Below are 13780 nucleotides of genomic sequence, written 5' to 3'. Positions count from 1 at the left end.
GGCGGGGGTGGCCCCCCGCCGCACGCCGGTGTCCGTCGGTCGGGTCAGTCGACGGGGAACAGCGTCAGGCTCAACGTGCCCGCGTACTCCCCGGGCGCGGTGTCGACCGGCACGTCGAGCACGAGGTCCGCGCCCAGCGTCGCCGTGCCGACCCGGCCCTCGGCGGTCGCCGACGCGAGCCGGCCGGGCACGACCAGCCCCTCGCCGCCGCCGAGCGCCGTCGCGCGCGCCTCACCGGCCACGAGGCCGGCCCGCGGCGTCTCGACCCGCGGCGTCCACCCCAGGTGCTTGCCCTCGAGCAGGCGCGACCCGGAGTCGAACGTGTACGCCTGGCCGGTGACGGCCCACCCGGTGACCCCCGCCTGCGCGACGCTCCGCGAGTCGGTGACGGTCACGGCGGGCAGCTGCCCCCGGAACCGCAGCGCGGTGCCGGTCTGCTGCGGCCCGTCGAGCGTGACGCCCGAGCCGTCGTCGGCCACGGACAGCGCGAGCACGCCGTCCTGCCCCTCCGGCACGACCGCGCGCAGCTCGACGCCCTGCGTGCCGCCGTCCTCGCGGAACAGCCGCGGCAGCAGGTCGATGAGGTTCGTCGACCACACTTCGAACCCGTGCGGGCCCTGCGTGACGCCGGCGAACTCGTGCTCGACCCCGTTCTTCTCCAGCAGGTCCAGCAGGTTCATCGTCTGCTGGTAGGTGAAGTCGGTCTTGTCACCGGTGTACATGCGCGCCAGCCGCGTCTCGGCGTTGACGGCCGCCGCGTCGAACTGCGGCGTGCCGAAGAACAGCCCGCCCGAGAACGCGCCGACCCACCCGAACTGACCCGGACGGGTCAGCCACGTGTTGAGCGTGTTCATCGCACCCATCGACAGGCCCGCGATGCCCTGCCCGGCCGCGTCGGACCGGATGTGGTACGCCGCGCGCGCCGCCGGTGCGAGGTTGTCGAGCAGCTCGGTCGGGAAGTCGGGCACGTTGCCGTTGCCCATGACGACGACCATCGGGACGATGCCGCCCTGCGCCGAGTAGTTGTCGAGGATCTGCGGCGCACGGCCCACCTCGACCCAGTCGCCGTAGTTCTGCCCGCCGCCGTGGTTGAGGTACAGCACGGGGTACGGCTCGGCGCGGTCCGGGTCGTAGCCCGGCGGCGTCCAGACGTACGCCTTGCGCTCCTCGTTCGCGACCTTGCTGTCGTACGTCAGCACGGACAGCTCGCCCCGCTGGCCCTCCGGGGCGTCGGCGAGCATGCGGTCGTTCTCGCCCGGCACGAACAGCGGGCTGACGCCCGTGAGCGTGTTCACGGTGTCGGCGGGGTCCTTCTCGTCGACGCCGTCGACGACGTACCGGTAGTAGTAGAAGCCGTCGAGCGGCCCCATCGACAGCCGCCACCGGTCGCCGACCTTCGTCATCGGCACCCGGAACCACGCGCCGTTCGGCGCCCAGTTCGCCCACACCGTGACGCCCTTCGCGTCGGCCCACTGCGTGCCGGTCTCGAACGTGACGATCCCGTTCTCGTCGACGTGCGGCGTCGTGATCGACCCCGCCGCGGGCGGCGTGTAGCGCGCGTCGAGCGGGCGGTGCCCCTCGCGCGGGCCGTGCCCCGCGTCGTCCTGGAAGACGCGCGACGCGAAGTCCCGCAGGCCCTCGCGCCACGTGTCCCACGTGCCGCCCGTGTCGGGGTCGACGCCGTCGAACTCGTGCTCGACGCCCGCGCGCTCGAGCGTGCGCAGCAGGTCGTGCGTGCTGTTGTACGCGGGGTCGAGCACGTTGCCGACGTAGACGCGCAGCCGGTCGGTGCCCGCGTTGATCTCGCGCGCGGTGCTCGCGCTGATCGACCCGGTGAGCCGCCCGGAGAACGACGCGACCTGCGAGAACACGCCCGGGTCGGTCCGCAGCACGGTGAGCGCGTGGTGCGCGCCGTCGCCGATGCCGGCCAGCGCCTGGCCGGCCGCGTCGTCGGACACGTGGTACGCGTCGCGGGTCGCGGCGACCACGCCGTCGAGCAGCTCGGTGCGCGGGTCGGTGCCCCGCGCGTCGGCCATGACGACGACCATGTCGGCCAGGCCGCCCTGGGCGGCCAGGTTGTCCAGGACCTGCGGCGCGCGGCCCAGCTCGGCCCACTCGCGCGCCGACTGCGAGCCGTCGGCGAGCAGGTAGAGCACGGGGTAGGCGTCGGCGCGGCCGGGGTCGTAGCCCGGCGGCGTCCACACCAGCGCGTCCCGCTCGGCGCCGTCGACGGGGCTGTCGTAGGCGAGGTCGGCGACCGTGCCGCCGTGCGCGACGTCCGCCATCCACTGCACCGACGGTCCGGGCACGAACAGCGTGCTCCACGTGGGGTGCGCCGTCACCGCGACGGGGCTCGTGGGCTCCTTGAACGACTTCTTGGTCCGGTCGGGCCACGTGGCCGTGTACTGGTAGTAGTACAGGCCGGGCTGGAGGATCCCCACCTGCGTCGGGTAGTCGGTCCCGCTCGGGTCCATGGCCAGGTCCGACCACGTGCCCGCGGGCCCGAAGTTGCCCTGGAGCTCGACCTGCGCGGGCTTGCTGCCCAGGATCCGCTCGGCCTCGGCCTGCGGCACCACGAACCGGTGGTAGCCCTCGGGCGTCACCGACACCCACGGGTCCGGCGCCACCGGCTCGGCTGCCGCGGACGGCGCCATCGCCGCCGCCGTGCCGAGCGCCAGCGCGGCGCCGGTGACCACGGCCGTGGTCCTGCGTGCTGCGCTACGGGCCTGCCGTGGCGTTCTTCCCCTCATCCCCATCGGTACCCCTTTCACGGTCCCGACCGGCAGGGGACGTCGCGGCCCCGCGCTCGTCCTCGAGCGTGGGGGAGTACGTCCTGCGCCACCCCCTGACGGAGCCACGGACGCCTGCGTCCGCGGCCTTCCCGCCGTCCTGCGACGGTGCAGGGGCGGGTGCCCGAATGCTGTCGGGTCGAGAGGTTTAACGTCAACCTTCCGAGTGCACCGGGGTGTGCAGCGCGGCGCGGCGCACCCCTGCCCGTGCGACGCGGGGTGCCGTACGCTGGCCGACGGACCACCACAACTGAACACGCTGCTCGAACCGCGGCGGGAGAGCTCCCGCCGACCGTCCGCCCGCACGCCGGCGCGGGCGGCAGCGCGGGACGCCGAAGGAGCAACCCTCCCCGGGAATCTCTCAGGCCCCCGTACCGCCGCGGCCAGGCAACTCTGGAAAGCGGCGCCGGCCAGGTCCGGCGCCCACCGACGGTGCAAGTCGGCGCGCCCCGGAGCCCGTCCCGTGGGACGCGCTCATGGCGGACCGGCAAAACTCTCAGGTCACCCCTGCGCGGGTGGATGACAGAGCGGGGAGCCCCTACCCGTCCCGGACCCGTCCGGACGACCCCGTGGAGCACCCGTGACCGACCTCGCCACGCCGCCCGTCACCTCGCCCGCCGCACCCGCGCACTCGCCTGCGGCCGCGGGTTTCGTCGACCGGCACGTCGGCCCGCGCGGCGACGAGACCGCGCGCATGCTCGCGACGCTCGGGTTCGCGGACCTCGACGCGCTCGTCGACGCGGCCGTGCCCGCCGTCATCCGCACGGACCGGCCGCTGGACCTGCCCGCCGCGCGCGGCGAGGAGGAGGTCCTCGCGGACCTGCGCGCGATCGCGGGCCGCAACCGCGTGCTGCGCCCCATGATCGGGCAGGGCTACTACGGCACGACGACGCCCGCGGTGATCCGCCGCAACGTGCTGGAGTCGCCGGCCTGGTACACCGCGTACACGCCGTACCAGCCCGAGATCTCGCAGGGCCGGCTCGAGGCGCTGCTCAACTTCCAGACCGTCGTCTCCGACCTGACGGGCCTCGACGTCGCGAACGCCTCGCTGCTGGACGAGGCCACCGCGGTGGCCGAGGCGGTCGCGCTGATGTGGCGCGCGTCGCGCGCGACGACGGGCACGGTCGTGCTGGACGCCGACCTGTTCCCGCAGTCGCTCGCGGTCGCGCGGGGGCGGGCCGAGGCCGTCGGCCTGCCCGTGGTGGTCGCGGACCTGGGGGACGGCCTGCCCGAGGTCGACGGGCCGCTGGTCGGCGTCGTCGTGCAGCAGGTCGGCGCGTCGGGCGCGCTGCACGACCTGCGCCCGGTGGTCGCGGCCGCGAAGGAGCGCGGCGCGCTCGTGACGGTCGCGGCGGACCTGCTCGCGCTCACGCTCGTGACGACGCCCGGCGAGCTCGGCGCCGACGTCGCGGTCGGCTCGGCGCAGCGGTTCGGCGTCCCGCTGTTCGGCGGCGGCCCGCACGCCGCGTTCATGGCGGTGCGCCAGGGTCTCGAGCGCACGTTGCCCGGGCGCCTGGTGGGCGTCTCGGTCGACGCCGACGGCGCACGCGCCTACCGGCTCGCGCTGCAGACCCGCGAGCAGCACATCCGCCGCGAGAAGGCGACGAGCAACATCTGCACCGCGCAGGCGCTGCTCGCGATCGTCGCGTCGATGTACGCCGTCTACCACGGGCCCGACGGCCTGGCCGCGATCGCGCGGCGCGTGCACGGCGGCGCCGTCCGGCTGGCCGAGGTGCTGACGGCGGCGGGCGTCGAGGTCGTGCACGAGCACGTGTTCGACACCGTGCGCACGCGCGTCCCCGGTGCGGCGCGCGCGGTCGTGGCCGCGGCCGCCGCGCGCGGCGTCAACCTCTGGGCGCCCGACGACGACCACGTGCAGGTCGCGTGCGACGAGACGACGACGGGCGACGACCTGCGCGCCGTCGTCCTCGCGTTCGCCGACGCGGGCGTCGCGACGCCGCCGGTGGACGGGCCGTCCGTCGCCTCCGTCGCGCCGCAGCCGGCGGACGTGCCCGCGCACCTCGCGCGGTCGACCGGCTACCTCACGCACCCGGTGTTCCACGTGAATCGTTCCGAGACCGCGATGCTGCGGTACCTGCGGCGGCTGTCCGACAAGGACCTCGCGCTGGACCGCACGATGATCCCGCTGGGCTCGTGCACCATGAAGCTCAACGCGACCGCGGAGATGGAGCCGATCTCCTGGCCCGAGTTCGCCGCGATCCACCCGTACGCGCCCGCCGACCAGACGCAGGGGTACGCGGCGCTCGTCGGAGAGCTGCAGGACTGGCTCGCCGAGATCACCGGGTACGCGGCCGTGAGCGTGCAGCCGAACGCGGGTTCGCAGGGCGAGCTCGCGGGGCTGCTCGCGATCCACGCGTACCACGAGTCGCGCCGCGCCGACGGCGACGAGCCGCGCGACATCTGCCTGATCCCGGCGTCGGCGCACGGCACGAACGCGGCCTCGGCGGCGCTCGCGGGGCTCAAGGTCGTGGTCGTCGCGACGGCAGAGGACGGCGAGGTCGACCTCGCCGACCTGCGCGCGAAGCTCGCGCAGCACGGCCCGCGGGTGGCCGCGATCATGATCACCTACCCCTCGACGCACGGCGTGTACGAGGCCCACGTGCGCGAGGTCTGCGACCTCGTGCACGAGGCGGGTGGGCAGGTGTACATCGACGGTGCGAACCTCAACGCGCTCGTCGGGCTGGCCCGCCCGGCCGAGCTCGGCGGGGACGTGTCGCACCTCAACCTGCACAAGACGTTCTGCATCCCGCACGGCGGCGGCGGCCCCGGCGTCGGGCCCGTCGCGGTCGCGGCGCACCTCGCGCCGTTCCTGCCCGGCGACCCCACGCCCGGTGCGGCCGGCGGCTCGCCCGTCGCACCCGTCGCGGCCGCGCCCTGGGGCTCGGCCGGCATCCTGCCGATCTCGTGGGCGTACGTCGCGCTCATGGGCCCCGACGGCCTGCGCCGCGCGACCGAGACCGCGGTGCTCGCCGCCAACTACCTCGCGGCGCGCCTGCGCGAGCACTTCCCCGTGCTGTACGCCGGCCCCGGCGGGCTCGTCGCGCACGAGTGCATCCTCGACCTGCGCCCGCTCACCAAGGCCACGGGCGTCACCGCCGAGGACGTCGCCAAGCGCCTCATGGACTACGGCTTCCACGCCCCGACGCTCTCGTTCCCCGTCGCCGGCACGCTCATGGTCGAGCCGACCGAGAGCGAGGACCTCGCCGAGCTCGACCGGTTCGTCGACGCGATGGTCGCGATCCGCGCCGAGATCGACGCGGTCGCCGACGGCACGTGGGAGCTCGCCGACTCGCCGCTGCGGCAGGCGCCCCACACGGCCGCCGCCGTGACGGCCGACGCGTGGGACCACGCCTACGGCCGCGAGCGGGCGGCCTACCCGCTCGCGTCGCTGCGGGCCGACAAGTACTGGCCGCCCGTGCGCCGCATCGACGGCGCGCGCGGCGACCGGCAGCTCGTGTGCTCGTGCCCGCCCGTCGAGGCGTACGCGGACGACGTGCGATGACCGGCCCCGCCTCGCCCGCCACCCCCACCACCCCGGGAGACGACATGACCGACCGGCGCTCGCCGCTGCACGACGAGCACGTCGCCCTGGGCGCCGCGCTCACGTCCTTCGCCGGCTGGCAGATGCCGCTGCGCTACACGTCCGACCTGGCCGAGCACACCGCGGTCCGCACCGCCGCCGGCCTGTTCGACCTGTCGCACATGGGCGAGATCGAGGTGACCGGCCCCGCCGCCGGCGCGTTCCTCGACCGCGCGCTCGTCGGCGACCTCACCGGTCTGCGGGTGCACGGCGCGCGCTACACGATGGTCGTGCAGGAGGACGGCGGCGTCGTCGACGACCTCGTCGTCTACCGCACGGGCGAGCGGACGTACCTCGTGGTCGCGAACGCGTCGAACCACGAGGTCGTGCTCGCCGAGCTGCGCGAGCGCGCCGCGGGCGTCGGCGCGGGCCTCGACGTCGAGGTCGTGGACCGCTCGCAGGCCACGGCGCTCGTCGCGGTGCAGGGACCGCACGCGCTCGCCGTCGTCGAGGCGCTGCCCGGCCTCGCGCCCGCCCCCGACGCCCCCGCCGACGTCACCCCCGCGACGCTCCGGTACTACGCGTGCCTGCCGATGGTCGTCGACGGCACGCCCGTGCTCGTCGCGCGCACCGGCTACACCGGCGAGGACGGCTTCGAGTTCTTCCTCGACGCGGCCGCCGCGCCCGCGCTGTGGCGCGCGCTGCTCGCCGCCGGTGCCGACCACGGGATCGTGCCGGCCGGGCTGTCCGCGCGGGACTCGCTGCGCCTCGAGGCCGGCATGCCGCTGTACGGCAACGAGCTCGACCGCACCACGACCCCGCACGACGCCGGCCTCGGGCGCGTCGTGCGGCTCGACAAGGTCGACGCGGCGGGCGAGCCCGTGCCGTTCGTCGGGCGCGCCGCGCTCGCGGCGCGCGCGACCTCTCAGCCCGCGCGCGTGCTCGTCGGCCTGCAGGGCCTCGGGCGCCGCGCCGCCCGCCACGGGTACGCCGTGCTCGCGTCCGACGCCCCCGACGCCGCGACCGTGGGGACCGTGACGTCGGGCGCGCCGTCGCCCACGCTCGGCCACCCCGTCGCGATGGCCTACGTGACGCCCGAGGTGTCCGCCGAGGGCACCGAGCTCGCGGTCGACGTGCGCGGCCGCCGCGAACCGGTGCGCGTCGTGCCCCTGCCCTTCTACCGTCGTCCTCGGTGACGGCGCACACGCCGCCGCCCCGCACCCCGCACCCCCGCACCGCCCGAGACCCCCAGGAGCCCCGATGACCGCCGAGCTGCCGACGACGCTGCAGTACACCGCCGAGCACGAGTGGGTCGACGACGCGTCGCCCGCGACGATCGGCATCACGTCGGTCGCCGCCGACGCGCTCGGCGACATCGTCTTCCTCGAGCTGCCCACGGTCGGCGCGACCGTCGAGCAGGGCGCCGTGATCGGCGAGATCGAGTCGACGAAGTCGGTGTCGGAGCTGTTCTCGCCGGTGTCCGGTACGGTGACCGAGGTCAACCAGGCAGCGGTCGACGACCCGTCCGTGGTCAACTCCGACCCGTTCGGCGCCGGCTGGCTCCTGAAGGTCGACGTCACCTCCACGGGCCCCGTCATGACGGCCGAGGAGTACCGCGCGCTCAACCCGTGAGGCCCGTTCACCCCGATCCGTGGGTGAAAGTGCCCAGCAGACCCCCCGGACGGGCGCGAACTCGGACACGCGTCCATTCGTCCGGGTGCTTGCCCCGAACGAGTGACCTGCCGCACCCTGCTGAGGACGGAAGTTCGCCCGGGTGTATCAGGGCCGGTCGGACGACGTCATGTCAGGTGCAGCGATCGGCACCGCGGGGGGGATCTCACGGTGATTCGGAGAAGTCGGCAGAAGTCGCGTCATAGCGGTCCCACCTGCCCCTCTCATCCGGTACGCAGCCACCGCGGTCCCGGAGAGTCCGGGCCCGCCGCACTCCGGAGGACATCATGAGCATGCTGGACACCACCGTGAACCCGGCCGCCACGGGAGCGCACGCGCTCACCCGTCGTGAGCGGGTGGTGCTGGCGGAGCTGGCCGAGGACGTGACGCTCGAGGAGATCGCCACGCGGCTGTTCGTCACGCGCAACACGGTCAAGTCGCAGGTGCGTTCCGTGTACCGCAAGATCGGCGTCTCGACGCGTGCCGAGGCGGTCGCGTGGGCCGAGGCGCACGGCATCCGCTGATCCGGCGTGCCGCCGGCCCGCGCGTCGGGAACGGTGCGGCCACACGGCCGTGACCGCGACGTGACACGTGGCTGGCACACTCGGCGCATGGACCCCGTGCTCGTCGTCGCCGCCGCCGTGGTCGACGACCTCGACGACCCCCGCCTGCTGCTCGCCGCGCGGCGTGCCACGCCCGCGAGCCTCGCGGGCCGCTGGGAGTTCCCCGGCGGGAAGGTCGACCCCGGGGAGACGCCCGAGGAGGCGCTGCACCGCGAGCTGCGCGAGGAGCTCGGCGTGCGCGTGGGGCTCGGCGTCGAGCTGCTCGGCCCGGACGACGGGGCGTGGCGCCTGTCGGAGCGGTACGTCATGCGGCTGTGGTTCGCCGAGGTGGTGGAGGGTTCGCCGGAGCCGATCGTCGAGCACGACGAGCTGCGCTGGCTGCCGTCGGGGCAGTGGCACGACGTGCCGTGGCTCGACGCGGACGTGCCGATCGTCGACCGTCTGGTGGAGTTCGTGGCGTCGTTCGCGCCCGACCCGCACCCCGGTCCGGGGCGCTTGGCCTGACGTCGCGCGGCCGTGTTCTCCGTGCGCGAACACCTGCCGCCGACCACTTGGCACTCTCGCGCGGAGAGTGCTAATCCTTGACGTGTAGCCGACCCCCCGGCGGGCGACCCCGCCGGCGGGAGCACCGGGGCCCGGGCGGTCCGGGCCCCTCGTCGAGGAGGTGATGGGTGTGGCTACTCGTGTCGACCCCTTCCGGGAGATGGACCGACTGCTCACGCAGGTCCTGGCGTCCGACCGCGCCGCGGCGACGATGCCCATGGACCTCTACCGCGACGGCGACCACTACGTGCTGCACGTCGACCTGCCGGGCGCCGACCCGGGCACGATCGACGTCAACGTCGAGGACCGCACGCTGACCATCCGCGCCGAGCGGACCGCCCGCACCGAGCACGACGTGCAGTGGCTGGCCAAGGAGCGCCCCGTGGGGACGTACGCCCGGCAGCTCACCGTCGGTCGCGGGCTCGCGCTCGACCGCATCTCCGCGACCTACGCCGACGGCGTGCTGACCCTCACGGTGCCCGTCGCCGAGGAGGCCAAGCCGCGCCGCATCGAGGTGCAGCACGGCGCGACGCCGACGTCGATCGAGGCGGGCGCCGCGGCCGGCTGACCGCCGCCCCGCCCCGCGACCCCGCAGGCCGTGCCGCGCCCCCGGTGCGCGGCACGGCCTGCGCCGTGCCGCGGCGCGACGTCAGGCAGCCGGTCCGAGCCCCGCGAGCACCCGCGTGACGGTCGCCGTGCTCACGGGCTTGCTCAGCAGCGCCGTCACCCCCTGCGGGGGGTCGTCGCCCACGGCCGCGTGCTCCACGACGCCCGTGACCAGCACGAACGGCACGTCGGCGCACGCCCCGCGCACGCCGGCCAGCACGTCGAGCCCCGTGCCGGACGGCAGGCGGTAGTCGCAGAACACCACGTCCGCGCCGGGTGCCGCGGCGACCGCCGCCGCGACGTCGTCCGCCTGCGCGACGTCCCAGCCGGCCTTGCGCAGGATGTGGGCGAGGACCAGCCGGGACACGGTGTCGTCGTCGACCACCAGCGCCCTCATCCGGCGTCCCCCGCCGAGCGCACCGCGACCATGCGCAGCACGCGGTCCAGCATCGTCAGCTCGAACACGCGCCGCGCGTCGGCGGAGCGTGGCTCGCACACCACCGCCGTGCCCCCGACCGACTCGCACACGCGGTGCGCGTGCACGACCGCCGCGAGCCCGGCGGAGTCGACGAACGTCGCCTCCGTGAGGTCGACCACCGCCGTGTCGACGCCCCCGACGGCGAACGTGTCGATCGCGCGCCGCACCTCGAGCGCGACGGGCGCGTCGAACCGGCCCGCGACCTCGATCACCGCGAGCCCCGGCGCGGGTCGCGTCACCTCCAACGACGTCGGCGTCACCGCGCACCCCCCGCCGGCGGTCGGTGCACGTGCAGCCGCCACGTGTTCACGGCGCCCTCCCGGGTGTGCTCGAAGTCGTCGACGAGCTTGCGGACGATCAGCAGCCCGTACCCGCCCTCCTGCGGCACGCCGGGCACGGGCTCGACCGCCATCCGCGTGCGGTCCGGCGCGGCGCCGCCGTCGCTCACGTGCACGGTGACGCCGCGGTCGTCGACCGCGCCGCGCACGTGCAGCCGGTCGCAGCGCGTCAGGCCCGAGTGGTCGACCACGTTCACGCAGACCTCGTGCGTCGCGAGCTCGATGCGGGTGCGCACGCGACCCGGGCTGGACCAGCCGGCGTCCGCGAACAACGCCGTGAACCAGTCCTCGAGCACGCTCAGGGCCGAGTGGTCCACCGGCAGGTCGATCTCCCGGATCATGCCCACGCCTCCCGTCGGACGACGACGAGCGTGCGGTCGTCGGACTGCGCCACGCCCCGGCCGTGCGCCGCGACCGCGTCGAGCACTGCCGCGAGGCCGTCCGCCGCGGTGCCCCGCGACCACCGCGCGCACAGCGCCGCGAAGCGGTCGTACCCGAGCATGCCCCCCGTCGCGTCCTCCTGCTCCACGAGCCCGTCGGAACCGACCCACAGCGTGTCCCCGGGCGCCATCCGGACCTCGCGGACCGCGTGCGCCAGGCCCGGGAGCACGCCGAGCGGCGGCGACGTCGCGCGCAGCGGCGTCACACGCCCGCCCGCGCCCAGCAGCACGGGCGAGTGGCCCGCGTTGCACACGCGGGCGACCCCGCTCGCCGGGTCGACGTGGCCGACCGCGAGCGTGACGAACCGCCGGATGTCGACGAGCCAGTCGTGGACGTCCCGGTCGACCCGCTGCGTCGCCGCCACCACGTCGCCCGGCTCGACGCTGGTGAACGCCGCGAGGCACTCGGCGATCACGCGGCTCATGACGACCGCCGCGGGCAGGCCCTTGCCCGCGACGTCGCCCACGGCGAACCACAGCCCGCCGTCGCGCTCGGCGAACGCGTACAGGTCGCCGCCCGCGACGTGCGCGGGCACGGAGCGCGCCGCGACGTCGAGCCCGGGCACCACCGGCGGCGCGGGCGCGAGCACCGCCTGCGCGACGGTCGACGCGGCCTCGTGCTCGCGCGCGACGGCCGCCCGCTCGACGGCCGTCGCGTGCAGGCGCCAGATGGTGCGGGCCATCACGGCGGTCGCCACGACGACGTCGACGAGGTCGAGCTCGCCCGTGCCGAACGGCGGCCCGGCGGTGCGGGACACGACGACCCCGCGCAGGTCGTCGTCGGGCTCGGCGGGCACCTGCACGACCGTCGAGCCGCCGTCGAGCACCGCGACCCGGCCCGGCGCGGTCGTCGCGGCCGCCGCCGCGGCGCGAGCGACCACACCCGTCGCGGCGTCGGGATCGGCCGCGCGCACGTCGTCGGGTCCCAGCACGGCCACGACGTCGGCGTCCGTGAGGTCGGCCGCGATCGCGAGCAGCCTCGCACGCGCCTGCGTCGGGTCGAGCGCCCGGTCCAGCACGGACGCCAGCAGCCGCAGCGCGTGCAGGCGGTCGAGCGCCGTGACGAGCGCGTCCATGATCTCCGGTGCGTCCGGCGTCCCCGTGGTCACCGCGCGCCCCTCACCCGGCGTCCGGCAGCAGGACGCCGGCGAGGTCCGTGACCTCGAGGATCGTCCGCACCGGCTCCGACGTGCCGGTGAGGGTGAACGTGCCTCCCCGCGCGAGCGCCGTGCGCCGCAGCGCGACCAGCTCGGCGAGCGCGCTCGAGTCGACGAACGTGACCCCGGACAGGTCGACCTCCAGCGCGGGGGCGTCACCCTCGACGAGCGCGCGCAGCACCCCCTGGGCCTGCGCCACCTCGTGCGCGTCGAACCGCCCCACGACCTCCGCCCGGCCGGTGCCGCCCACCCGCTCCGTGCGCACGCTCATCCGTCCCGCCCCCTCCGGTCCTTCGGCGCCCCGGCGCGCCCCGTGCCCCGCGCGCTCACGAGCGCCCGCCCTCGGCGGCCAGCCGCCGCAGGTGCAGCACGTGCCAGTGCACGACGTCGGCGAGGGCCGCGCCCGCCGCCGCGGTGAAGTTCTGCCGCCCCAGCCGGGTGCGCAGCTCGTCGTCGTCCAGCACGCGCTCCAGGGCGTCCGCGAGCCCCGCCGCGTCACCGAGGTCGTAGCGCTCGACCGCGAACCCCTCGTCCTCGACGAGGTCGTCCAGCTCGCTGCCGCGCGGCAGGACCACCGCCCGCCCGTGCTCGCCGGCCAGGTGCAGCACTCCGGGGGCGCCCGGGCCCGGCGCGGACGGGAACGCGACGACCGACGCCGAGCGGAACAGCGCCGGCGCGTCCTCGTCCGCGACGAACCCGGTCAGCTCGAGGCCCGGCAGGTCCGCGTGCCGCGCGGCGAGCTCCGCCAGGTACCCCGGCTCGTCCGGACCGTCCGACCCCGCGACCACGAGCACGACGTCGTCGCGGCCGCGTCGCCGCAGCTCGCGGTACGCGTCGACGAGCACGTCGGCGGTGACGGCGGCGCCCCACCTGCCGTAAGCGAGGACGCGCCGGGGGCCGGGCGGACGCGCGAGGTCCGGCAGCGGCACGAGCTCGAAGCTGCCGTGGGGTGCCAGCGCCACGTGGTCCGCGCCGAAGCGGTCGCGCACGAGGTCGACGTGCCGCGGGATGGTCAGCGCCAGCAGGTCGGCGCGCAGCAGGGCTCGCAGCCGCAGCCGCCCGACCGCGCGCGCCGCCCGGGCTCGCAGCGACGGACGCCCGCGGTCCGCCGCCCGCTCGTCGATCTCGTCGGCGAGGTCGTGCAGCAGCACGACCACGGGCACCCCCGCGCGTCGCACGAGCCACGGCGACAGCAGGCCGAGCGTGCCCGGCACCCCGTGGTCCCCGAAGGACGCGAGCTGCACGTTGAACAGCACCGCGTCCAGGCGGTGCTCCCGCGTCGCGCGGCGGATCCGCCAGGGCGTGCGCAGGTCCTCCGGCCGCCATGCCGCGACCGGCGTGACCCCCGGCGACGGGGCGGGCGCGCCCCAGGGCGTCACGTCGTGCAGCAGCACCACCTCGGCGACCTGCTCGTGGTGGGCGAGGTGGTGCACGAGGTGCCGCCCGTACTCGGTGAGCCGCGCGCGGCTCGGCGGGTACGCCGTCACCACGCCCACGTGCAGCCCGCGGCGGACCGCGCTCGCTGGTGCCATCGGCCACCCCCCCTGAGGGGTCGGCCCGCGGTCGCCGCGGGCGGGTGTTGACGCCCGGTGCTCCACGTCCGACCCTGTGGATGGTCCAGACGGTACTCCTGGCGCTGCGGCGCCGACAGCAG

At 75.7% G+C, this 13780-nt stretch carries 13 protein-coding genes and 1 riboswitch; of the genes, 6 read left to right on the top strand and 7 right to left on the bottom strand.

Annotation, left to right across the window (positions count from 1 at the left end):
* Positions 1-44: 44 nt before the first annotated feature.
* Positions 45-2696: an alpha/beta hydrolase-fold protein gene (locus CS2_RS11535; RefSeq protein ID WP_070320107.1), complete on the bottom strand. Its 2652-nt coding sequence runs from the start codon at positions 2694-2696 to the stop codon at positions 45-47.
* Positions 2697-3053: 357 nt separating this feature from the next.
* Positions 3054-3176, top strand: a riboswitch (glycine riboswitch).
* A gap of 193 nt (positions 3177-3369) precedes the next feature.
* Between CS2_RS11535 and gcvP the strand changes: the two genes are divergently transcribed.
* The 6 genes from gcvP (at position 3370) to CS2_RS11505 (ending at position 9675) form a co-directional block, all read left to right on the top strand.
* Entirely contained in the window at positions 3370-6312 is a 2943-nt protein-coding gene (gene gcvP / locus CS2_RS11530; protein WP_070320106.1) for an aminomethyl-transferring glycine dehydrogenase, read from the top strand.
* Positions 6313-6356: 44 nt separating this feature from the next.
* Positions 6357-7526, top strand: a complete 1170-nt coding sequence (gene gcvT, locus CS2_RS11525) for a glycine cleavage system aminomethyltransferase GcvT (protein ID WP_070320105.1) — start codon at positions 6357-6359, stop codon at positions 7524-7526.
* A 64-nt stretch (positions 7527-7590) separates the two neighbouring features.
* The gene (gene gcvH / locus CS2_RS11520) at positions 7591-7962 is read left to right on the top strand and encodes a glycine cleavage system protein GcvH (RefSeq protein ID WP_070320104.1); all 372 of its coding nucleotides are present in this window, start codon (positions 7591-7593) and stop codon (positions 7960-7962) included.
* A gap of 326 nt (positions 7963-8288) precedes the next feature.
* Positions 8289-8525, top strand: a complete 237-nt coding sequence (locus tag CS2_RS11515) for a helix-turn-helix domain-containing protein (protein ID WP_046529742.1) — start codon at positions 8289-8291, stop codon at positions 8523-8525.
* An 87-nt stretch (positions 8526-8612) separates the two neighbouring features.
* Positions 8613-9068, top strand: a complete 456-nt coding sequence (locus tag CS2_RS11510) for a (deoxy)nucleoside triphosphate pyrophosphohydrolase (RefSeq protein ID WP_070320103.1) — start codon at positions 8613-8615, stop codon at positions 9066-9068.
* A gap of 169 nt (positions 9069-9237) precedes the next feature.
* Positions 9238-9675: an Hsp20/alpha crystallin family protein gene (locus tag CS2_RS11505; protein ID WP_070320102.1), complete on the top strand. Its 438-nt coding sequence runs from the start codon at positions 9238-9240 to the stop codon at positions 9673-9675.
* Positions 9676-9756: 81 nt separating this feature from the next.
* On the opposite strand, the gene CS2_RS11500 is transcribed toward CS2_RS11505, so the two are convergent.
* The 6 genes from CS2_RS11500 to CS2_RS11475 are packed head-to-tail and all read right to left on the bottom strand — an operon-like array spanning position 9757 to position 13658.
* Positions 9757-10110, bottom strand: a complete 354-nt coding sequence (locus tag CS2_RS11500) for a response regulator (RefSeq protein ID WP_082740169.1) — start codon at positions 10108-10110, stop codon at positions 9757-9759.
* A complete protein-coding gene (locus CS2_RS11495; protein WP_167748897.1) occupies positions 10107-10430 on the bottom strand; it encodes an STAS domain-containing protein in 324 nt (107 codons plus the stop codon). The genes CS2_RS11500 and CS2_RS11495 overlap by 4 nt, the downstream gene beginning before the upstream one ends.
* Positions 10431-10447: 17 nt before the next feature.
* Complete coding sequence (locus CS2_RS11490; protein WP_143320455.1) at positions 10448-10870, bottom strand: ATP-binding protein; 423 nt, start codon at positions 10868-10870, stop codon at positions 10448-10450.
* Entirely contained in the window at positions 10867-12078 is a 1212-nt protein-coding gene (locus CS2_RS11485) for a PP2C family protein-serine/threonine phosphatase (protein WP_070320099.1), read from the bottom strand. Before CS2_RS11485 ends, CS2_RS11490 begins: the two co-directional genes overlap by 4 nt.
* Positions 12079-12088: 10 nt before the next feature.
* Entirely contained in the window at positions 12089-12397 is a 309-nt protein-coding gene (locus CS2_RS11480) for an STAS domain-containing protein (RefSeq protein ID WP_070320098.1), read from the bottom strand.
* A 55-nt stretch (positions 12398-12452) separates the two neighbouring features.
* Positions 12453-13658, bottom strand: coding sequence for a glycosyltransferase (locus CS2_RS11475; RefSeq protein ID WP_156442112.1), 1206 nt, complete (start codon positions 13656-13658; stop codon positions 12453-12455).
* Positions 13659-13780 lie beyond the last annotated feature (122 nt).

The sequence above is a fragment of the Cellulomonas iranensis NBRC 101100 = JCM 18110 genome, assembly GCF_001552375.1.
Lineage (GTDB): Bacteria > Actinomycetota > Actinomycetes > Actinomycetales > Cellulomonadaceae > Cellulomonas > Cellulomonas iranensis.
This window is presented reverse-complemented; position numbering and strand designations above follow the sequence as displayed.

Excerpts from the sequence above, each read along its gene's own strand:
- gcvT (WP_070320105.1), top strand. The coding sequence starts at position 6,357 with ATGACCGACCGGCGCTCGCCGCTGCACGACGAGCACGTCGCCCTGGGC.
- gcvH (WP_070320104.1), top strand. The coding sequence starts at position 7,591 with ATGACCGCCGAGCTGCCGACGACGCTGCAGTACACCGCCGAGCACGAG.
- CS2_RS11515 (WP_046529742.1), top strand. The coding sequence starts at position 8,289 with ATGAGCATGCTGGACACCACCGTGAACCCGGCCGCCACGGGAGCGCAC.
- CS2_RS11510 (WP_070320103.1), top strand. The coding sequence starts at position 8,613 with ATGGACCCCGTGCTCGTCGTCGCCGCCGCCGTGGTCGACGACCTCGAC.
- CS2_RS11500 (WP_082740169.1), bottom strand. The coding sequence starts at position 10,110 with ATGAGGGCGCTGGTGGTCGACGACGACACCGTGTCCCGGCTGGTCCTC.
- CS2_RS11490 (WP_143320455.1), bottom strand. The coding sequence starts at position 10,870 with ATGATCCGGGAGATCGACCTGCCGGTGGACCACTCGGCCCTGAGCGTG.
- CS2_RS11480 (WP_070320098.1), bottom strand. The coding sequence starts at position 12,397 with ATGAGCGTGCGCACGGAGCGGGTGGGCGGCACCGGCCGGGCGGAGGTC.
- CS2_RS11475 (WP_156442112.1), bottom strand. The coding sequence starts at position 13,658 with ATGGCACCAGCGAGCGCGGTCCGCCGCGGGCTGCACGTGGGCGTGGTG.